Source organism: Citrobacter sp. LUTT5 (genome assembly GCF_009905315.1).
Classification (GTDB): Bacteria; Pseudomonadota; Gammaproteobacteria; order Enterobacterales; family Enterobacteriaceae; genus Citrobacter; species Citrobacter freundii.
In genome coordinates this window covers 3461001-3482209 of record NZ_CP047606.1, presented here as the reverse complement: position 1 = coordinate 3482209, position 21209 = coordinate 3461001, and the positions used below count along the sequence as shown (strand labels likewise).

The window sequence follows — 21209 nt, the reverse complement described above, 5'->3', positions numbered from 1 at the left end:
CAATGCAATGTAAATAGTCAGTGATGTCTCAGGTTTATGTGGTTGTCAGGTTGTTAAAATCAGGAAAGATGTTATAGAAACAAAATGTAACATCTTTCTGGATCACGCAAACGGACAACAACTATGAATAAATCAGGGAAATACCTCCTCTGGACATTGCTCTCCGTTATCGGAGCATTTGCCCTGGGATATATTGCGTTAAATCGTGGTGAACAGATCAACGCGTTGTGGATAGTCGTGGCGTCAGTCTGTGTCTACCTTATCGCTTACCGTTTCTACGGCCTGTACATCGCGAAAAATGTACTGGCGCTGGACCCGACGCGTATGACGCCAGCCGTGCGCCATAACGATGGTCTGGATTATGTACCCACCGATAAAAAAGTACTGTTTGGTCACCATTTTGCGGCGATTGCCGGAGCGGGTCCGTTAGTTGGACCGGTGCTGGCGGCGCAAATGGGCTATCTGCCGGGTATGATCTGGCTGCTCGCCGGGGTGGTACTGGCAGGGGCGGTGCAGGACTTCATGGTGCTGTTTGTTTCTACCCGTCGCGATGGTCGTTCCCTTGGCGAACTGGTGAAAGAAGAGATGGGCCCTACGGCGGGTGTTATTGCGCTGGTAGCCTGTTTTATGATCATGGTGATTATCCTCGCGGTACTGGCGATGATTGTCGTGAAAGCGCTGACCCACAGCCCGTGGGGAACTTACACCGTAGCGTTCACTATCCCGCTGGCGATTTTTATGGGGATTTACCTGCGCTATCTGCGCCCGGGCCGCATTGGTGAAGTGTCGGTCATCGGTCTGGTATTCCTGGTGTTTGCCATTATTTCCGGCGGCTGGGTAGCGGAAAGCCCAACCTGGGCACCGTACTTTGACTTTACCGGCGTACAGCTGACCTGGATGCTGGTGGGCTACGGTTTTGTCGCCGCCGTGCTGCCGGTGTGGCTGTTGCTGGCCCCGCGTGATTACCTCTCTACCTTCCTGAAAATCGGCACCATTGTTGGTCTGGCGGTAGGGATTCTGATCATGCGTCCGACGCTGACCATGCCAGCTCTGACCAAGTTTGTTGACGGTACTGGCCCGGTCTGGACCGGTAACCTGTTCCCGTTCCTGTTTATCACCATTGCATGCGGTGCGGTATCTGGCTTCCATGCGCTGATCTCCTCCGGAACCACGCCGAAGATGCTGGCGAATGAAGGGCAGGCTTGCTTTATCGGCTACGGCGGAATGCTGATGGAATCCTTTGTCGCCATTATGGCGCTGGTTTCCGCGTGCATCATCGATCCGGGCGTGTACTTTGCGATGAACAGCCCGATGGCGGTGCTGGCTCCTGCGGGCACGGTTGATGTAGTGGCTTCTGCAGCACAGGTAGTCAGTAGTTGGGGCTTTGCTATTACGCCAGATACTCTGCACCAAATCGCCAATGAAGTGGGTGAGCAATCCATTATCTCCCGCGCAGGTGGTGCGCCGACGCTGGCCGTCGGGATGGCGTACATTCTGCATGGCGCACTGGGTGGCATGATGGATGTGGCGTTCTGGTATCACTTCGCCATTCTGTTTGAAGCTTTGTTTATTTTGACGGCGGTTGATGCCGGTACACGCGCTGCGCGCTTTATGCTGCAGGACTTGCTGGGCGTGGTGTCACCGGGCCTGAAACGTACCGATTCGTTGCCTGCGAACCTGCTGGCGACGGCGCTGTGCGTACTGGCCTGGGGTTACTTTTTACACCAGGGCGTGGTGGATCCTCTGGGTGGTATTAATACCCTGTGGCCGCTGTTTGGTATCGCCAACCAGATGCTGGCAGGTATGGCGTTGATGCTCTGTGCTGTGGTGCTGTTCAAGATGAAACGCCAGCGCTACGCGTGGGTGGCACTGGTCCCAACCGCCTGGCTGCTGATTTGTACCCTGACCGCTGGCTGGCAGAAAGCGTTTAGCCCGGATGCAAAAATCGGCTTCCTCGCTATCGCCAACAAATTCCAGGCGATGATCGACAGCGGTAACATTCCGGCGCAGTACACCCAGTCGCAGCTGACGCAGCTGGTGTTTAACAACCGCCTGGATGCGGGTCTCACCATCTTCTTCATGGTAGTCGTTGTGGTGCTGGGTCTGTTCTCCATCAAAACTGCGCTGGCAGCATTGAAAGAGGACAAACCAACTTCGAAAGAGACGCCGTACGAGCCGATGCCTGAGAATGTCGAAGAGATCGTGGCGCAGGCGAAAGGCGCGCACTAATATTCTCTTAACCAATGAGCCCTCTCCTGAATGGGGAGGGCGTTTGTACGACAGGGAATCACTATGTTTGAAACACTCTCCAAAGCCGGGAAGTATTTAGGTCAAACCGCCCGATTAATGATAGGTGTGCCGGATTACGACAACTATGTTGAACATATGCGCGTCACGCATCCGGACCAAACGCCAATGACCTACGAAGAATTTTTCCGCGAGCGCCAGGATGCGCGATATGGGGGGAAAGGCGGCGCGAAGTGCTGTTGATTTTTTGCCGGATGGCACTGACGCTTATCCGGCCTACAACATCGCATTTGCCGTTATAATTAGTCGTCGTAGGCCTGATAAGGCGAAGCCGCTATCAGGCATCCCATACCCTAATCATACCGTAAACGATTCTACCTTTTCGAATGCTGCGCGCAGTGTCTCCGGCGTTAACGTTACCGGCAGGGCGTGAATGGACTCCACCGGGCGCAGGGTGTGCGTAATCACTTTGTCGATTTCTGCGCGATTATTGATGTCCACGTCCAGTTGAGCTAATCGGGTGGGCAGGTTGAAGCGCTGATAGGCGGTAATTAACTGCGCCAGCACGGCATCTTGACCCAACAACGCACTCTGCACCAGGATGCCGTACGCCACTTTAGTGCCATGTAAAAACTTCTCTGTTTGTGGGAGGACGGTCAGGCCATTGTGAACAGAATGCGCCGCCGCCACGCGGGTGTAGCGCTCGCCCAGACCACCAACCATGCCGCCTCCGGCAATAATCGCATCCACTACATCGCAAAACGTGCGGCTTAACGAGCCTTGTTGTTTATCTGTCAGCGCCTGCTCGCTGCTTTCCAGCAGGACGTCGCGGATCGTCTGCGCGGCATCGATACCCAGACGAACAGTTAATGGCAGGTTTTCTGGCTGAGGCGCAAGCACGACGGCCTCGTACCACTTCGCCAGCGTGTCGCCGATCCCCGCCAGTAGATATTCCTCTGGCGCATTGAGAACGATCTCGGGTTCGACCAGAACGAGGAAATTGGCATCAGGGAAAATTTCAAAATGCAGCGCCTGGCCTGCATCGTTATACCAGACGGAGAGCGGCGTCCAGGCGGCGCAGGTCGCCGCAATCGTAGGAATACCGACAAACGGCAGATCCAGACGACGGGCCAACGCTTTAGCGGTGTCGAGCAATGTTCCTCCGCCCACGCCAATCACCACGCTGCGATTATCTCCCGACTCTTTTGCCAGTTGAGCAACATCGGTTTCGCTGCAATGTCCCGTAAACAGCAGGCGCTTAGCCTCGGCGAGATGAAATGTCTCTGGCAGATAAGGGCGGGCCGCATCGATAGCGCGCTCACCATAAACCCACACGGCGCGTGAAAGTTGGTCGGTAGTGAAAAAATCGTTGAGTCTCGACAGGCTGCCGGGATGGGAAAAATAGTTGGCCGGGCCGGTGACGACGCGAATCTCTGTATTACTCATGTTGTGTTGTCCTTTGGCTGTCCTGTCCAGGCAGGTTATTTTTATATAGACGTCTGAACGTCTTGATTGCCAAATACTAGCATCGTGTTATAGTGGCTTCAACCACAACATCACACGCTGGGATAACAATAATGAGTAATAACCCGCTGATTCCGCAAAGCAAACTGCCTAACCTGGGCACTACTATCTTCACGCAAATGAGTGCGCTGGCGCAGCAGCATCAGGCCATTAATCTCTCGCAGGGATTTCCTGATTTTGACGGTCCGCTCTTTTTGCAGGAGCGTTTGGCGTATCACGTCGCGCACGGTGCAAACCAGTATGCACCGATGACGGGCGTGCAGCCGCTGCGCGAAGCCATCGCGGATAAAACGGCAGACCTGTACGGCTACAAACCCGACGCGAATAGTGAAGTGACCATCACGGCGGGGGCCACAGAAGCGCTGTATGCCGCGATCACTGCGCTGGTGCGCCCAGGTGATGAGGTGATTTGTTTTGACCCGAGCTACGACAGCTATGCGCCTGCGGTTGAATTATCCGGCGGGGTGGTTAAACGTATCGCGCTGCAACCACCGTCTTTTCGCGTCGACTGGCAGGCTTTTAGTGCCTTACTCAGCGACCGTACCCGATTGGTTATCCTGAACACGCCACATAATCCTTCTGCCACCGTGTGGCATCAGGCCGATTTTGACGCGCTGTGGCAAGCAATTAAAGAACGCGAGATCTTTGTCATCAGCGACGAAGTTTATGAGCATATCTGTTTCGCCAGGCAAGGGCATGCCAGTGTGCTGGCACATTCAGAGCTGCGGGAACGCGCTGTTGCTATTTCATCGTTTGGTAAGACCTACCATATGACCGGCTGGAAGATTGGCTACTGCGTTGCGCCAGCAGCCATTAGCGCTGAGTTACGCAAGGTACACCAGTATCTGACGTTTTCTGTCAACACGCCGGCTCAGTTGGCACTGGCGGATATGCTACGAGAAGATCCTGCACACTATCGCGAGCTGCCTGCGTTTTATCAGAAAAAACGCGACGTGTTGGTGAACGCGCTGCGTGACAGCCGACTGGAAATTCTGCCGTGTGAAGGCACGTACTTTCTGCTGGTCGATTACAGCGCCGTTTCCACGCTTAACGACGTGGAATTTTGCCAGTGGCTGACCACTGAAGTGGGCGTTGCGGCGATACCGCTGTCTGTGTTCTGCGCCGATCCTTTCCCGCATAAACTGATTCGTCTCTGTTTTGCCAAGCAAGAATCGACGCTGTTAACAGCAGCTGAACGTCTGGTGTCGCTGTAGCTATTTCACCGTCCAGGCTTTGGAGAATCGACGGTCGGCGAACAACTCTTGCAGACCGTTGATTTGCTTCAGGCGTAACACCTCGTCGTTGTCCATGCCGAGATCCTTGCTAATTCTTTCTTCACTCCATCCCAGTTGCGATAGCTCGCGGACAATCTCGGACATGGCGTGGATTTGATGACGCCCACGGGCTCGGTTGTGGCGAATGGTCGCCGCCATACGCTCATGGCGTTCTCGTTCTAAACAGGCAACCGGCAGGTATCCTTTAAGCCTGGGCCTCAGTGAGGCTTTGGCTTTACCTAACTCGTGGCGGTGGAAACCGTCGACAATTTCGTATTCCTCTGCCGTTGAGTGAACCACCACAATGGGCTGTGTAAACCCGTCTGCTTCAAGGGACTTCAGCAGCAGCTTTTTCTCCGGTGGTGCAACGTTATTGGGGTTGTAGTCATTGGGTGAAATGTGATCATTTTTAACCCAAAGTACGCAATCTACGGGTTCCTCGCGAAAGGGACTGACGCTGTGTATCGCCCGCCTGAATTCATTGATGGCTTCAATTCGTTCTTCTTCTGACAGGCCAGAAAGAAAGCCGAGGAGTTCGTGAGTTAGTCGGTGTTGCATAAGATTCCCCATTCCTGGCGTTTTGTTTTCATACGTTCGTTATAGCGTTGGTAGTTTTTGGGTTTCGTTGGACTGAATGAAAGTGCCCGACACCAGTAATCATTATTCAACAGGACTTTGCAGATACGTCGCCATGAAGGAATATCTTTCGAACCAATATCGCCTTCCTGAGTTTGCGGGATATTATCCATGCCTTTTTTCTTATACCACTGCAAATAGACGGCGATTTTATTGCGGTAATGCTCTGCGGTAGTCTCCGGCATGCTGTTCAATAGCAGCATGGCATATTCCTGCCAGCTTAAATGCTCTGGTTTAAGTATTTTCCGATGACCGTAAAAATGGTTGTCATGACCGGCATAAATACCCCCGCTTTTAACACCGCTGACACGGGCGCACATAGCCGCCCAGCGCTCGGGTTCAATGACATGATATAGCCATAATCCCTGACGCTGTTCCGGGCCAAAGGGTTCGCAAATTCGCATATATCGTGTCGGGACCCCGGCCTGGTACATCAGATTATACAGGGGGTTACACGGCAATTTTGACTTCGCAAACCACGTCCAGATGTCGGCTGTTTTCCAGTCATACAGCGGGTAAATATACCAGGTGTGTCCACCAGGTGCTGCAGTCGTCCACGGCTTGTCATCGGCAAAACGCTGCTTTTGCGAGTTGGCAATGGCAACAAAGCGGTTATATGACTCATCGGCGCGGATGCCCACCATCATGGCAGCCGGTCGTTTCTGCGAAAACCAGTCAGCGAACTCACGAACAAATTGTTCAAAGGTCATGCCGGGTTGATAGAAGGAGAAATATTCAGGATCGGTTATGGCATCTGCGGGCGGCTGGCGAACCCATTGCGTACCCGGCTCCCAACACTGCCATTCGGGTTGAAATTGTGACAGTGAATTCTGCGTCGTCAGCGGTAATGCCACCCAATAGAAATTTTCGATGACATCGGAATAACTCTCGCGCAGCGCCTGGATATAATCGATAGTGCAGGAAAACTGCGCCTCCCAGTCGATAAACAAGACGTTTATTTTTTTCTGTAACTGGCGGGCAATGGCGGCGGTTAGATGTAACATCAGCCCCGAATCTTTACCTCCAGAGAAAGAAACGCAAATGCGTGGCAGAGCCTCAAGCGTCCAGGCGATACGATCCTGTGCGGCTTCGAGAACGTTTTGATTCAATGGTATTTTATAAACAGACATATCAAGACCATATCAGAGATTTTTATTGTTTGTATTAATAAGAGATGCACATTATTACGATATGCCAATTTATATAGTATGCAATATTTAAATATATATTTAATTTATATGTGTTGCCTTGTTACATTCTGAAAATGAATTAAATGTACTGATGAGAAGTTGCAATACGATTTACAGACTTTCTGAGGAGATTTGATTTATATATGCAGCGAATGCTTTGTTGTTAAGCGACGCCCTGTTATACATTAAAAATAGCTGGACGCTGGGTAGATTAAAGTCAACACTAATCTCTTTGAGATTAAGTGCAGTCGCATAGTGATCGTACATTAATTTAGGAATCAGGCCAATAATATCCGTGCTGGAAATAATATTAACGATTGATGTCAGAGAATCGCTACTAAATCCAATCTTACGATTAACAAAAAAAGTATTGGCTTGTGATTGACATTCTTTAATACCTTTCTCTTCGGTGAGTAAGAAGGTGAATTGCTCTTGCATAATTTGTTGCAGGGTGCTTGAGTCATTCATTCTGGGATGGTCTTTTCTGCAAATCAAAACACTCTCGATAGTCTTAAAAGGGATGCAAACGACGGAACGGTTATGGACCGGCATCATCGTAACCACCATGTCGGCCTTGCGGTAAGCCAGTATGTTTTCAGCAGTTTCTGCCGACATTAAGATATCGTGATGTTCGACTTCAATATCTGAATCTTGTACCAGAGCATGAATTAATGTCGTCACATTTACGGTGGTTGTAAGTTGTGGGCTGTAAATAATGAATTTATTTTTCAGCTGGGCACCATGCATGATGCTTATTGTTTGCTCAAGTTGATTAAGGTTTTGCTCAAGATGATGATGAAGATTAATACCCGTCACCGTGGGCGTAATACCTTTGCCGGAGCGAATAAATAAAGGGTCGTTAAACTGCGTACGCAGTCGTTGCAATGACTGACTTACAGCTGATGGCGTGATGTACAGCGTTTCTGCAGCCTTGCTGATGCTCAAATGTTGATATATGCATTCAAATATAATCAACAGGTTGAGATCGAACTTTTTGAGGTCATAGAGGTTAGCCATGCGTACTTTCCTGTGATGGTAATGTAGTGAGAAATTCAATTGTGGAATAGTTTAAATGGTAATTATTCTTGAAATTTATGTTTGTGTGCTTAATGAATAATTAACTTTAGCTAAAATAGCACAAGTTGCGTAATTTTCAGCAGGAAAGTTAATTTAAATGAGTGATTGATATGAGAACGATAACAATCACTCATCTTGTTACTTTTATTTATTTCCCATGATAATGTTTAATTTTTCTTTATCCGGTAAGCCTACTTCCTGTTGTAACGTATCGTCTTTACTCATGTAATAGATAGCCGGCGTTACGTTGGCCCCCAAATCATCCATCAACTTTTGGTTGATATTCAGTAACTTCATTTGCTCCGCAGGGACCGAAGCCGGGATTTCCAGCTTCATTTTCCCACCGGATGCCTCATAGTCATGCCAGGTTTTGGCCGGATCTTTGGTTGCCAGAATTGCAGCGGCGGTGGCCGGACTTTCAGGTTTAATTACGCCAACCAATAATGTACGCAACTGAACTTTACCGGATTCTACCCACGGACGCGCCTGCTGCCAGAACTGTTTACAATAGGGACAGAAGGGATCGGCAAACACGTACACAATAACCGGTGCTTCTTTTTTCCCGTCCAGAATCCACGATGCTTTTTCCATTCGCTGCCACATTTCACGTCCGGCAGGGGCATAGATCTCTTTTTCTATGAGCGAATTACTGAGGTTTTCGCCTTTTTCATTATACATGTAGCCGGAGATGGCATGTTTACCGTCAGGCGTGACATAGATAGTGACCCCCATGTCCTGGTATTTTCCCAGATAGCCTTTCATTCCACCCGGTGCATCGAAAGGCTTCAGGATGGTAATGCCCTGTTTCTCAATAGCTTTAACGGGAGCAGGCAGTTCTTCGGCATGCACCACGGCAGGGAGCAGGGTTAAAAGTAAGGTACGTTTAAACATTGATTTTCCTTATAAAATCAGCAGGAAAGGGGGCTTAATTGCAAAACCTATCGCAGCCATAGGTAAGATCGACGGTCCGTCGATTGCCCTTTCTTGAGTTGGGTGATGTAATCCCAATCGCTGTTACGACCTTTGTTAAGGTAATGTAGAGCGCAACACATAGCCAGCCCTGCTGGCACTGACGTTACCTGCGGGTAGCTCGGGTAATGAGGCTCCCTGCATAGGGGGCCTTTTTTACTTTTGTCTTTTAGGTTCGATTGAGTAAGTTGTTAGTTAACGCTTATTGATTTGATAAAGGAAACGCATTAGCCCTGCTAAGAGATTTTCGTTAACTTATCTCTCAACGAAAACACGGAGGAAGTACAGATGTCTTTGATTAATACCAAAATTAAACCTTTCAAAAACCAGGCGTTCAAAAACGGTGAGTTCATCGAAGTAACCGAGAAAGATACCGAAGGTCGCTGGAGCGTCTTCTTCTTCTACCCGGCTGACTTTACTTTCGTATGCCCGACCGAACTGGGTGACGTTGCAGACCATTACGAAGAACTGCAGAAACTGGGCGTAGATGTGTATTCCGTATCTACTGATACCCACTTCACCCACAAAGCATGGCACAGCAGCTCTGAGACCATCGCGAAAATCAAATACGCGATGATCGGCGACCCGACTGGCGCCCTGACCCGTAACTTCGACAACATGCGTGAAGATGAAGGTCTGGCTGACCGCGCAACCTTCGTTGTTGACCCGCAGGGTATCATCCAGGCAATCGAAGTTACTGCTGAAGGTATCGGCCGTGATGCATCTGACCTGCTGCGTAAAATTAAAGCTGCACAGTATGTCGCTTCTCACCCAGGTGAAGTTTGCCCGGCGAAATGGAAAGAAGGTGAAGCAACCTTAGCTCCATCTCTGGACCTGGTTGGTAAGATTTAAGTCGCATAATTTGTAGGCCGGATAAACGTAGTGCATCCGGCATTCCACAGGCGCAAATCTGCGCCTGTTTTATTCCAGCACCATGACGCAAGTTGCATTAATGCAGTCCCGCAAAATCGGCTTGCATGATGATGTTTTCAGAGAGGGAAGAATAATGCTCGACACAAATATGAAAACCCAGCTCAGGGCTTATCTTGAGAAACTGACCAAACCTGTTGAGCTGATTGCTACGCTGGATGACAGCGCTAAATCGGCAGAAATCAAGGAACTGCTGACTGAAATTGCTGAACTGTCAGAAAAAGTCACCTTTAAAGAAGACAATACTCTGGCGGTGCGTAAGCCATCGTTCCTGATTACCAATCCCGGTTCTCACCAGGGACCGCGTTTTGCCGGTTCTCCGCTGGGTCATGAGTTTACCTCTCTGGTGCTGGCTCTGCTGTGGACCGGCGGTCACCCGTCAAAAGAGGCACAGGCGTTGCTGGAGCAGATCCGCGATCTCGACGGTGATTTTGAATTTGAAACCTATTATTCGCTCTCCTGCCACAACTGCCCGGACGTAGTGCAGGCGTTGAACCTGATGTCGGTACTGAACCCACGTATCAAACATACGGCGATTGACGGCGGTACATTCCAGAACGAAATCACCGATCGTAACGTGATGGGCGTTCCGGCGGTATTTATGAACGGCAAAGAGTTCGGCCAGGGTCGTATGACGCTGACTGAGATCGTGGCGAAAGTGGATACCGGCGCAGAAAAACGTGCGGCTGAAGAACTGAATAAGCGCGATGCTTATGACGTGTTGATTGTCGGTTCTGGTCCTGCGGGGGCGGCGGCAGCGGTGTACTCTGCACGTAAAGGCATTCGCACCGGTCTGATGGGCGAACGTTTTGGCGGTCAGGTTCTTGATACCGTTGATATTGAAAACTACATCTCAGTACCGAAAACTGAAGGTCAGAAACTGGCAGGTGCGCTGAAAGCACACGTTGATGATTATGATGTCGATGTGATCGACAGCCAGAGCGCAAGCAAACTGATCCCGGCAGCGCAGGAAGGCGGTTTGCATCAGATTGAAACAGCCTCCGGCGCGGTGCTGAAAGCACGTAGCATTATCATCGCCACCGGCGCGAAATGGCGCAACATGAACGTTCCGGGTGAAGATCAGTATCGCACCAAAGGTGTAACCTATTGCCCGCACTGTGATGGTCCGCTGTTTAAAGGTAAGCGTGTCGCGGTAATTGGCGGCGGTAACTCTGGCGTTGAAGCGGCTATCGACCTGGCAGGTATTGTTGAACATGTGACGCTGCTGGAGTTTGCTCCTGAAATGAAGGCAGACCAGGTGCTGCAGAATAAGCTTCGCAGCCTGAAAAATGTCGACATCATTCTGAACGCGCAAACGACAGAAGTGAAAGGCGATGGCAGCAAGGTCACTGGCCTGGAGTATCGTGACCGCGTGAGCGGGGATGTTCACAATGTGGAACTGGCCGGTATCTTTGTACAGATTGGTCTGCTGCCGAACACCAACTGGCTGGAAGGCGCCGTTGAACGTAATCGCATGGGTGAAATCATCATCGATGCCAAGTGCGAAACCAGCGTGAAAGGTGTTTTCGCTGCCGGTGACTGCACCACCGTACCGTATAAGCAGATTATCATCGCGACCGGTGAAGGCGCGAAGGCCTCGTTGAGTTCGTTTGATTATCTGATTCGCACGACAGTAGCATAAAAAGAGTAAGACTCACCTGCAATGCCAAAACCGCCAGTCATCCGCTGGCGGTTTTTTATTTCCATATACTCACATTGTCAATTCTTGAAACAATAAACCGTATAAAACATTCACTTAATTAGCCTGATCATTATTTTCATCAAAGAAAGAGAGGGCGTTATCTTTATTATATTAACCTGCATTATTTTTTCATTTGTTGTGTGAATAAATGGTTGGTTAATTCATGGGTGAAATATATGAAACCCTGACGATCTTTGAATCGACAGGGTTATTGTTACGTGATTTTTTTATCTCTCACGATAGTTGCACGCTGAAAGCGGCTTATTCAGCTTTAGATATAAATGCCTCGGCGCTAACAGAGCAGGAGTGGCTGGAAGCGGAGTACGACTTCAATGCGCTGTTTGTCGGACCGCAGAAGCTAAAGGCCGCGCCGTTTGCCTCGGTTTATCTTGAAGAAGATGCCCTTGTAATGGGTAAATCAACCCTTAGCATTCGGGAATTCATGGCAAATATAGGGTTATCTATAAGTGTCGTGAATAATATTCCGGATGATCATATTTCCTGTGTATTGGAATTGGCGGTTTTATTATCAGCTAATGCCAGAGCATCGTCAGAATACCAGGTGACCCTTACTCGATATGCCTCTGAGTATGTCGCGGTGTGGGTGCCCGAGTATATAGAAAAAATAAATATAAATGCACAAACCGCCACGTTGAAAAACGTTGCTGGAAGATTGTCTTCTTGGCTTGATGAATTAAAAACGAGAGTATCAATATGAGTAATGAACCGGGAGTTCTGAACAGACGTTCATTTTTGAAAGGGTTGATTGCCCTTGGCACGGTCGCAGCCCTGCCAGGGGGATTGCTGACTTCACGTTGTGCATTGGCGCAACCGCCCATTCCATTTAACCCCAAAACCTACAAAATCTATCGTAACGCCTGTCCGCGTAACTGCTATGACACTTGTAGCCTGAAAACCTGGGTGAAGGATGACGTCATCACCTTTGTGGAGGGTGCGCCTGAGTCAACGTTTACGCATGGAACTCCGTGTGTGAAGGGACTGAGCTATCCACGCAGGGTATACAGCCCGGACCGCATTAAATATCCGATGGTTCAGGATGTTCGCGGTAGCGGGAACTGGCGTCGTATTTCCTGGGACGAAGCAATGCAGCGCATTGCGACCAAGATGCTGGAGATTAAAAAGAAAGACGGTTCAATGCTGGGTCTGGCGATGACCAAATATTCCGGCAAATTTGGGGTATTGAACTATGCGGTTGAAGGGATGATGTCTTCGCTGGGTTACACCACGCGTTTTGCCGGAACACCTTGCTGGCCAGCCGGTATCGATGCCCAGAACTACGATATGGGTGATATGTGGTGTAACGACCCGGAAGATTTTGTGAAAGCAAAATACATCATTATCTGGGGCGCTAACCCGGCCTGGTGCTCTATGCACACCATGAAGTATATCTACCAGGCGCGGGAGAAAGGGGCGAAAGTGGTCGTTATCGATCCGCTGTTAACCCAGACCGCTGCGAAAGCCGATCTCTATTTACGCGTTCGTCCTGGTTCTGATGGTGCGCTGGCGCTGGGTATGGCACGTCATTTGGTGGATAAAGGTCTGGTGGACCAGGATTTCGTCAACAACTATTCCCATGGTTACCCGGAATTCGAAGCCTATCTGCGCAACAGCGTTACCGTAGAGTGGGCGTCTGAGATTTGCGGGCTGTCGGCGGATGTTATTCGCCAGTTGGCGGAAGAATTTACCGCGGTTAACCCTGCTACCGTGTGGATTGGCTACGGCATGCAGCGTCATGTTAACGGCGGCGCTAACGTACGGGCGATCGATGCCTTTGTAGCAATGACCGGCAATATTGGCATTGAGGGCGGTGGCGCTCGCTACGGCCACCTGCATACCTGGGGCTTTAACTACAATGCCATGCTGCAGAAACCACCGGTAGGCTCCATCGGTATGCCAGGTGCAGCGGGAACTACCAGCGAGTTTGGTTCTGCGGGGGAAGTCGCACAGTATTCCGATCGCTCATTGAATATCAACCAGACCGCCAAGGGCATTCTGGAAGCCAACGAGCCGCCTGTCCGAATGCTTTGGGTTGCCTGTAAGAACCCGTTTGCTCAGGATTTTGATCGCAGCAAGATGGAAAAAGCATTCGAAAAACTGGAAATGGTGGTCTGTGCCGATCAGTTCTTTAACGAGACCGTCCAGCATGCCGATATCGTTTTGCCTGTCACCACGGCCTTTGAAGAGTGGAACGTAGACGCCTCATATTGGCACTACTGGCTCTCAATCAACCAGCCTGCAATTAAGCCAATGTACGAGGCAAAATGCGATCTGGAAATCGCCGTTTTACTTTCCCGCACAATCAACAAGCTGGAGCCGGGTTCTTGCACATTCCCGCAGGAGTTCAATCATAAGCGTTGGCTGGACCAGGAATTCAATGACGGAATGGCCAAAATGTTTGGCATCTCCTCCTGGGATGACTTACTGGATGGCCCGAAAAAAGCCATTTTGCCGAGTTCTGCGGCCTGGTATGACCGCAAATTTAAAACCCCCTCAGGAAAGTTTGAGTTCAGATCTGAGCTGTGTGAGAAAAATGGTCATACGGCGCTGCCGGAATACAAACCGGAGGCGAAAAGCACGCTGCCATTCCACTTGTTTACACCGCATGTGCAGTTCGGTATCCATTCCCAATTTATCAACCTTGACTGGATGCAGGTCTTCTATCCGGAGCCGTTTGTCTATATGCATCCGATTTCCGCAGAAAAAAGAGGCATTGCCGAAAACGACCTGGTGAAAGTGTTTAACACCGTAGGTGAAGTAGAACTGCGTGCGAAGGTGACCGCTAACGTTCCGGAAGATTTCCTGGTGATGTACGAGGCGTGGTTCCCGAAACGGAAATACAACGTTCAAAACGTGGTGGCGGATACCCCAGCCGATATGGGGTTGATGAAAACCGGTGCGCCAGGTGCGGCTATCCACAGTCAGTTTGCGGACATCATTTTGATCAGTAAAGGAGCAGCGGCATGAGACGCGCGTTTTTAGTTAATAGCGATAAATGCATCGGCTGCCGTGGCTGTGCAATGGCGTGTAAGAGTTTTAACCAGTTGGAACCTGAACGTTTCTGGCGCTATGTCTACCCGCTGGATAAAGAAATTTATCCGCATGAAGAGCGGGCGTTCTATTCGCTGGCCTGTAACCACTGCGAAAACCCGGCCTGTCTGGCGGCGTGTCCGGTAGAGGCCTACACCAAGCGTGAAGATGGTGTCGTGGTGCATAACCCGGAGCGCTGTATTGGATGCAAAAACTGTATCCGCAACTGCCCATACGGTGCGCCGCGTTTTAATGAGGAGACGAAGAAAGCGGAAAAATGCAGCATGTGCTACGAGCGTCTTGATGTTGGTATGCAACCGGCTTGCGTGAATGCCTGTCCGGTAGGTGCGCTGACGCTTATCGATCTGGATGCCGATCCTATACCTGACAATGCCGTACAGTATCCGCCGGGATTCCCGCGTATGCCGCAGCTTAATCCTGGCACGCGTTTTATCCTTGCGCGTCAGCCGAAGCAGCCGGAGGGCAAGTAATGGAAAAGTATGAACTTCCGCTGGTTATTTTTACCGTATTGAGCCAGATGTCGGTTGGGATCACGCTCATTCTGACGCTACGCACGCTGCAAGGAAAACTGGAAAGCAAACGCCTGTACTGGCTGGTAAGTGGGCTGGTTCTGGCGGTGGCGTCCGTTGCAGCGATCCTGCACCTTGCGCATCCGGATCGCGCCTACGATGCCCTGATTAACCTGCAGCACGCCTGGCTGAGCCGTGAAATTCTTGGCGCAACCTTATACGGTGCGGCGGTCGGGGTGACGTTTTTGGCAAAAGGGCACAAAGCGCCAGCTGTTCTGGCCTCTGTTCTCGGTATCGCGCTGGTGGCGGTGCAGGGGATGACCTATGCTGCCCCGGCAATGGTGGCGATAGCCAACGGTCTGACAATGCTGTTGTTCTTTATCACGGTGTGGGTGATGGGGTGTGCGGCGATTCCACTGCTTAACCTTGCACCTGCCGTTGCCGCATTGCGCCAGGGGATTGTTGTGTGTATGGCGGTCATGATCGCCGCGCCCATTATCTGGCTAAGCGGCGGCACTATCATGCAGATGACGGCGCATGCCTGGCTGACGTCGCCGCTTTATCTGGCGAGTCTGGTCTGTCTGGCGGTGGCCTTTGTGCTAAGCCGTCAGGGAGAGCGTCGCGCAAAAGCGATTTTTGTCCTGCTGTTTGTTGGCATATTCCTGAGTCGTCTGACGTTCTTTGGCGATACGATCAGCACCATCGTGAATATCGGTCATTTGTATTGATCGTGAGGTAATAAAAACCCCTGTCAGGCGTTAACCTGGCAGGGGTTTTCTTTAGCGAATCAGTGGCAGTTAACGAACAACCAGCACTGGCAAAGTCGCGTGACGGACAACGCTGGAAGCGTTTGAGCCGAGCAGATGGGTGCTGATTGATGGGTTACGCGACCCAATGACAACGACATCTGCATTCAACTCTTCACCCAACTCGTTGACCACGTCACGGACGCTGCCAAAGCGGACGTGTTGCTTAATACGGGAAGGATCGATGCTGAAGTGACCGACCATCGTTTGCAGACGGGTTTCCGCTTCGTGTTGCAGATGCTCTTCAAAACGGCGAACGTCAGCGGCAAAGCGGTGCAGGCTTAAGCTCGCTGAGCCTGGCAGCACATGCAGCAGATGGATAACCCCTTTATCCTGGGCCAGAAATTCTGCATGGCGAATAGCCTTGTCGCTCAGTTCCATTTCGAATACATCAACAGGCATTATGATTGTGTTGTACATAAACATTCTCCTTGTCATTACATGAACACATAACAGCATAGTATTAAAAATGATTCTGTCAGTCACGACACAGATTTATGTTTTGCGAACAAGAAAGAAAGCGAGGAGCAGGGAGATCTAACCGGAAAGAGGATGCGGATGCATCCCCTGTAAGATAAAGCGAGTGGCTTTGATAAGACAGAGTTAGCGCAGGTAGTCGCCTGCAGCTTCAGGCTGGTACTCAAGCTCAATAACTTCGAGGTGCGTTGAGGTCCCGCCTGGCAGTTCCCAGTGAATGGTATCACCAACGCGCAGCCCCAAAAGTGCAGCGCCGACAGGTGCCATTACCGAAAGCTGTGTGCTGCTGTCAGTCATAGTGGCCGGATACACCAGGGTGCGCACACGGACTTCGCCATCACTCAGATTGCGGAATTTCACGCGGCTGTTCATGGTCACGACATCGTGCGGCATGGTTTCTGGAGAACACATTTGGGCACGATCCAGCTCGGCGTTAAGGGCGTCGGCAATCGGTAAACCAGCAAACGCAGGTTGCTCCAACAGGCGGTCAATGCGTTCCGCATCGAGGTCGTTAATGATGATAGTTGGTCTGGACATTTATTACTCCATGTCGTCGATACTGCGGGTGCGCAGGTAAATAATCCCAAAAGAAAACCCTCACCGTCAGGCGGCAAGGGTTTAGCTTTTATGATGATACTGAGACTTACCCCATGTTTGAAGTGATTTAGTTCACATTCAGGCAAATCATCAATATTGTCGCGTATGGTGTGATTTTAGCCGAAAAACGTGATCGTTCTCCAATTTGCATTATGCTTTTTAAGCGCTCGCTGCGGGCGCGTCAAACAACTCAGTGTTCCGCGACAGGAGATCTCATGAGCCAGTACGACAAACTTACTTTGAAAGACGGCAGCTATTTGCATTTTAAAGACTGGGGAAGTGGACAGCCCATTGTCTTCAGTCATGGTTGGCCGCTGACGGCAGATGCGTTTGAGGATCAGATGTTGTTCCTCGGGTCGAAAGGATTTCGTGTGATCGCCCATGACAGGCGTGGCCATGGGCGTTCGGCCCAACCCTGGGATGGTCACAATATGGATCAGTATGCTGACGATCTGGCTGAACTTACCGCGCATCTCAATCTTAAAGATGCCGTCCATGTCGGACACTCTACCGGCGGTGGGGAAGTGGCTCGTTATATTGGCCGGCATGGGACGCAGCGGGTGGCAAAAGCGGTGTTAATTGGCGCGGTGACGCCCATCATGATCAAGACTGACTTTAATCCAAATGGCGTGCCGAAAGAGGTATTCGATGGCATCCGTGAGGGGGTTGTGAACGATCGCGCCGCCTTTTTCTATGAATTAACCGCTGCATTCTATGGCTACAACCGTCCTGGCACAAAAGAGTCGAAAGCCGTCAGGGAAAGTTTTGTTGAACAGGGTTTACAAGGTTCCATCAAAGCGTTGTACGACTGTATCCACGCGTTTTCGGAAACAGATCTGCGTGAGGACCTCAAAAAGATGACCATCCCGACGCTGGTGATCCACGGTGATGACGATCAGATTGTCCCGTTTGAAACCTGCGGAAAGATCGCGGCGGAAATACTGCCTGATTCGCAGTTGAAGGTATATGTCGGCGGCTCGCATGGCATTTGCACCACCCATAAACAACAGATCAACGGTGACCTGCTCAACTTTATTCAGTCGTAATCGTTGGCAGATTGTTCTACGCTGATCTTCTTTTTCCAGGGGGATGAGCGAAGCATAATTTGTGCTGCGCTGACGTTAACTTCAACAGGGAACGCTATGTATTTCTATCAACCGTCACAGGGACACGGCTTACCGCATGACCCGCTAAATGCCATCATTGGACCGCGCCCGATTGGCTGGATTGCGTCGCGTGACGGCAATGGTCGGCACAATCTGGCACCATACAGTTTCTTTAACTGTTTTAACTATCATCCGCCGATTATCGGTTTCGCTAGCAGCGGCTGGAAAGACAGCGTGCAGAATATTATCGAAACCGGTGAATTTGTCTGGAACCTGACGACTCTTGAGCTGGCCACTGCGATGAACGAAACGTCAGCCAGCTTGCCGCACGGTGAGGACGAGTTTTTTGCCGCCGGGCTTAGTAAAGCAGATAGCCGGATAGTCAACGTGCCGCGCGTGGCACAAAGCCCGGTCAATTTTGAGTGTCGCTTATCGCAAAGCCTGCAACTGACTACCGCTGATGGCTCACCGGTTGATACCTGGCTGGTATTGGGGGAAGTGGTGGGCATCCACATTGATGAAACGCTCCTGGAAGACGGCATCTATCAGACGGCGAAAGCAAAGCCGGTACTGCGTGCAGGTGGGCCAACGGCGTATTATTCGATCAGTGAAACACACCGTTTTGATTTAGTTCGCCCGGATGCACGAGCAAAACGCTGAGCTTACGGACCGACGCCAGCTTGCAGCGTCGGTCGCAAGTTTCAATATCCCACTTTGTCGATAATAAACTGTTTACCGCAGCTACCCGGATGCGGTTGCGGTAAGAATGACTGTGCAGATAACGTCTGGTTGATGTTGTCGGCTTTCAGGGATAACTGGATCTCAGTGAGATACGCCGGATTGCCGTGGCAGCTTAGCTTCACAGCTTTGACGTTCTCTTTGCCCCAGCTTTTGGCAACTGCGGCGTCAAATGCGTTACGGCTGACAGTTTTGCCGTAGTTTTCCGCCAGGAATTTGCCCACCTCGCTGTTCTTAACCTCATTATTCAGCCGTACCATCGTGCCAAAGTACGCGTCGGGATCAAAACCGAAACACGCGCCATGTTTGGCATACTCGTAACGTTCCAGACAGGATCTCCCTCCAGCGCCGGGCATTACGGCGCTGAGTTTTGCTGCGCTTTCCAGCGACAGCCCGGTTTCGGGGGCCGCGCATTTACGGCTGGCACGTGCTTCAGGCAGGTTGGGAATAGGGCGAGTCGCGCAGCCAAAACGCATCCAGCGGCGGTTGTCGACTCCACGGGCGGCAATGGATTTAGGCAGGCTGGGCCATAAACCGTGAACGGTCAGGAAATCCGCTTTGTCTGCGCTCTCTTTTTGTAAACGACATTCGTCAGGCTCCTGACGATTACGCTCGTGTTGGCTCTGACAAAATCCGGTTTGCCAGGAGAGGGCCAGCACGTAGCTGTCAAAATCAGCGTACTGTTTTGCCTGAAGTTCATCGGCCTGAGCTGCAGAAACCGGCAGCAGGAGTGCTGCCAGCAACGAAGAATAACGCCATGTTGATGTCATGATGATTTCGGATACTTATATAAATTCTGAATATCATCTATTTAATCATAAAAAATGCCAGTCAGGTTTAGCTGACTGGCATCATTTTCATCAGGTGTGAACCGAAATGATTAGCTCCACATTGCCAGAATCGGCCAGCCGACCAGCAGAAGCATAGAGATGTAGATAACGCCGAAGATAGCACCCAGACGCCAGTAGTCTTTGGACTTCACATAACCACATCCGTAGATGATAACGCCAGGGCCTGTTGCATATGGAGTCAGACAGCCCATGATACCGATGGACAGTACCAGCAGGATACACAGGTGTTCCATTGGCACGCCCGGGATACCTTTACCGACAGCCAGAATAACCGGCAGCATGGTGGCAGTGTGTGCAGAAAGGCTGGCAAACAGGTAGTGAGCAAAGTAGAACACCAGCACCAGCACGATTACGGTCGCGTTAGGCGAGAAGCCTTCCAGGTGCGTGCTCATGGTGTTGGCGAACCAGTCGATGAAGCCTGAACGGGTTAAACCATTCGCCATAACGACCAGCGTGGCGAGGTTAACTAGGGTGTTCCATGCGCTGTTATAGCGGGTAATGTCTTTCCACGGTACCACGTGCAGCGCCAGCATCAGGGAGACAGCAAGCAAACCCACTGCGGTTGCATCAATCAGTTTACCACCGAAGACCCACAGGCCCAGGCTGAGCAGAACCAGACCGATCAGCGTTATCTCTTTACGGGTCAGTTTACCCATGCCTTTCAGTTCATCACCGGCCCATGCGGCAACTTCAGCACTGTGAGTGACTTCTGGTTTGTACAGAACGTATGACAACCACGGAGCAACGATCAGCAAAATAATACCGACCGGCAGGAAGCTGAGGAACCATTGCAGCCAGCTGATTTGAATACCGGCAATTTTGTTGACGAATTCCAGACCCAGTACGTTTGGCGCTGCGCCGGTCACGAACATAGAGGAGCTCAGGCTGGTACTGATTACCATCATCCACATCAGGTATCCGCCGATACGGCGCGCGGAAGGATCGTTCGGGAATGATTTAAACAGCGGCGGCAGGTTTTTGATAACCGGGAATACGGTACCACCGGTACGCGCGGTGTTAGACGGTGTAAACGGCGCCAGCAGAATGTCGATGATAACAATCGCATAGCCCAGCGTCAGGGTGCGTTTACCCATGAATTTCACCAGGAACAGCGCGATACGACGACCCAGACCGGTGACTTCATAACCCAGTGCGAAGATAAATGCACCAAACACCAACCACACGGTGGTGCTGGAGAAGCCCGCCAGACCCCATTTCAACGCTTGCTTACCCGCTTTAAATGCCGGGTCGGCCAGTTCTGAAGCATCAAACAGCAGATAGTTGCTGCCGATAACGCAGATCGTTACGGCGATAAAGCTGATCGCTGTTGCCGGAATTGGCTCGAGGATCATACCGACGATCATCGCCACAAACACGGCAAAGTAGTGCCAGGCCTGTGGAGGCATTCCATCAGGGACGGGGATAAGAAACATGACGCCCATTACGACCAATGGGGCCAGTAACTTCCATATTTTATCTTTTGCTAAAGACATGTGTGTGATTCTCC

At 50.8% G+C, this 21209-nt stretch carries 20 protein-coding genes; 11 read left to right on the top strand and 9 right to left on the bottom strand.

The features are described from left to right. Window positions 1–123: 123 nt before the first annotated feature. Window positions 124–2229, top strand: coding sequence for a pyruvate/proton symporter CstA (gene cstA / locus GUC46_RS16895; protein ID WP_003022061.1), 2106 nt, complete (start codon window positions 124–126; stop codon window positions 2227–2229). 63 nt (window positions 2230–2292) lie between these two features. Then, on the top strand, window positions 2293–2490 hold the full coding sequence (locus GUC46_RS16890) for a YbdD/YjiX family protein (protein ID WP_006685574.1): 198 nt from the start codon (window positions 2293–2295) through the stop codon (window positions 2488–2490). Window positions 2491–2604: 114 nt separating this feature from the next. Here the strand turns inward: GUC46_RS16890 and GUC46_RS16885 are convergent, their stop codons facing one another. Beyond that, window positions 2605–3693 (bottom strand): oxidoreductase, encoded by a 1089-nt coding sequence (locus GUC46_RS16885; protein WP_003835631.1) that lies wholly within the window; start codon window positions 3691–3693, stop codon window positions 2605–2607. Between the two features lie 131 nt (window positions 3694–3824). On the opposite strand from GUC46_RS16885, the gene GUC46_RS16880 reads away from it, so the two are divergent. Then, a complete protein-coding gene (locus GUC46_RS16880; RefSeq protein ID WP_130714889.1) occupies window positions 3825–4985 on the top strand; it encodes a pyridoxal phosphate-dependent aminotransferase in 1161 nt (386 codons plus the stop codon). Here GUC46_RS16880 and GUC46_RS16875 read toward each other — a convergent pair whose 3' ends face one another. The 4 genes from GUC46_RS16875 to dsbG form a co-directional block, all read right to left on the bottom strand. After that, window positions 4986–5603 (bottom strand): ParB/RepB/Spo0J family partition protein, encoded by a 618-nt coding sequence (locus GUC46_RS16875; protein ID WP_088902609.1) that lies wholly within the window; start codon window positions 5601–5603, stop codon window positions 4986–4988. It abuts the gene before it with no gap. Further along, window positions 5588–6811 (bottom strand): phosphoadenosine phosphosulfate reductase, encoded by a 1224-nt coding sequence (locus tag GUC46_RS16870; RefSeq protein ID WP_003835626.1) that lies wholly within the window; start codon window positions 6809–6811, stop codon window positions 5588–5590. Before GUC46_RS16870 ends, GUC46_RS16875 begins: the two co-directional genes overlap by 16 nt. A 171-nt stretch (window positions 6812–6982) precedes the next feature. Then, window positions 6983–7888, bottom strand: coding sequence for a LysR family transcriptional regulator (locus GUC46_RS16865; RefSeq protein WP_049002850.1), 906 nt, complete (start codon window positions 7886–7888; stop codon window positions 6983–6985). Between the two features lie 204 nt (window positions 7889–8092). Continuing rightward, on the bottom strand, window positions 8093–8839 hold the full coding sequence (gene dsbG, locus GUC46_RS16860; RefSeq protein ID WP_016149767.1) for a thiol:disulfide interchange protein DsbG: 747 nt from the start codon (window positions 8837–8839) through the stop codon (window positions 8093–8095). Window positions 8840–9205: 366 nt separating this feature from the next. Between dsbG and ahpC the strand changes: the two genes are divergently transcribed. From ahpC to GUC46_RS16830, 6 genes are all read left to right on the top strand, one after another. Then, on the top strand, window positions 9206–9769 hold the full coding sequence (ahpC, locus tag GUC46_RS16855) for an alkyl hydroperoxide reductase subunit C (RefSeq protein ID WP_002894394.1): 564 nt from the start codon (window positions 9206–9208) through the stop codon (window positions 9767–9769). A 154-nt stretch (window positions 9770–9923) separates the two neighbouring features. Continuing rightward, complete coding sequence (gene ahpF / locus GUC46_RS16850; protein ID WP_003835619.1) at window positions 9924–11489, top strand: alkyl hydroperoxide reductase subunit F; 1566 nt, start codon at window positions 9924–9926, stop codon at window positions 11487–11489. A gap of 223 nt (window positions 11490–11712) precedes the next feature. Beyond that, window positions 11713–12267, top strand: a complete 555-nt coding sequence (locus GUC46_RS16845) for a molecular chaperone (RefSeq protein WP_057101280.1) — start codon at window positions 11713–11715, stop codon at window positions 12265–12267. Then, window positions 12264–14534, top strand: coding sequence for a molybdopterin-dependent oxidoreductase (locus GUC46_RS16840; protein WP_003835615.1), 2271 nt, complete (start codon window positions 12264–12266; stop codon window positions 14532–14534). The genes GUC46_RS16845 and GUC46_RS16840 overlap by 4 nt, the downstream gene beginning before the upstream one ends. Then, window positions 14531–15088, top strand: coding sequence for a 4Fe-4S dicluster domain-containing protein (locus GUC46_RS16835; RefSeq protein WP_003022094.1), 558 nt, complete (start codon window positions 14531–14533; stop codon window positions 15086–15088). The genes GUC46_RS16840 and GUC46_RS16835 overlap by 4 nt, the downstream gene beginning before the upstream one ends. Continuing rightward, on the top strand, window positions 15088–15855 hold the full coding sequence (locus tag GUC46_RS16830) for a DmsC/YnfH family molybdoenzyme membrane anchor subunit (protein ID WP_016149771.1): 768 nt from the start codon (window positions 15088–15090) through the stop codon (window positions 15853–15855). The genes GUC46_RS16835 and GUC46_RS16830 overlap by 1 nt, the downstream gene beginning before the upstream one ends. 69 nt (window positions 15856–15924) lie before the next feature. On the opposite strand, the gene uspG is transcribed toward GUC46_RS16830, so the two are convergent. Beyond that, window positions 15925–16353 (bottom strand): universal stress protein UspG, encoded by a 429-nt coding sequence (gene uspG, locus GUC46_RS16825; RefSeq protein ID WP_003022101.1) that lies wholly within the window; start codon window positions 16351–16353, stop codon window positions 15925–15927. Window positions 16354–16536: 183 nt separating this feature from the next. Continuing rightward, a complete protein-coding gene (rnk, locus tag GUC46_RS16820) occupies window positions 16537–16947 on the bottom strand; it encodes a nucleoside diphosphate kinase regulator (RefSeq protein ID WP_003022104.1) in 411 nt (136 codons plus the stop codon). Window positions 16948–17222: 275 nt separating this feature from the next. On the opposite strand from rnk, the gene GUC46_RS16815 reads away from it, so the two are divergent. Beyond that, entirely contained in the window at window positions 17223–18053 is an 831-nt protein-coding gene (locus GUC46_RS16815) for an alpha/beta fold hydrolase (RefSeq protein ID WP_121571527.1), read from the top strand. A gap of 96 nt (window positions 18054–18149) precedes the next feature. Then, complete coding sequence (locus tag GUC46_RS16810) at window positions 18150–18773, top strand: flavin reductase family protein (RefSeq protein ID WP_003022109.1); 624 nt, start codon at window positions 18150–18152, stop codon at window positions 18771–18773. A 41-nt stretch (window positions 18774–18814) separates the two neighbouring features. Here the strand turns inward: GUC46_RS16810 and rna are convergent, their stop codons facing one another. Both rna and citT read right to left on the bottom strand, forming a co-directional pair. Further along, window positions 18815–19621: a ribonuclease I gene (rna, locus tag GUC46_RS16805; protein WP_003835606.1), complete on the bottom strand. Its 807-nt coding sequence runs from the start codon at window positions 19619–19621 to the stop codon at window positions 18815–18817. A gap of 110 nt (window positions 19622–19731) precedes the next feature. After that, window positions 19732–21195 carry a citrate/succinate antiporter CitT gene (gene citT, locus GUC46_RS16800; RefSeq protein WP_003022114.1) on the bottom strand — a complete coding sequence of 488 codons (1464 nt, stop codon included), beginning with the start codon at window positions 21193–21195 and terminating at the stop codon, window positions 19732–19734. Between the last annotated feature and the right edge of the window lie 14 nt (window positions 21196–21209).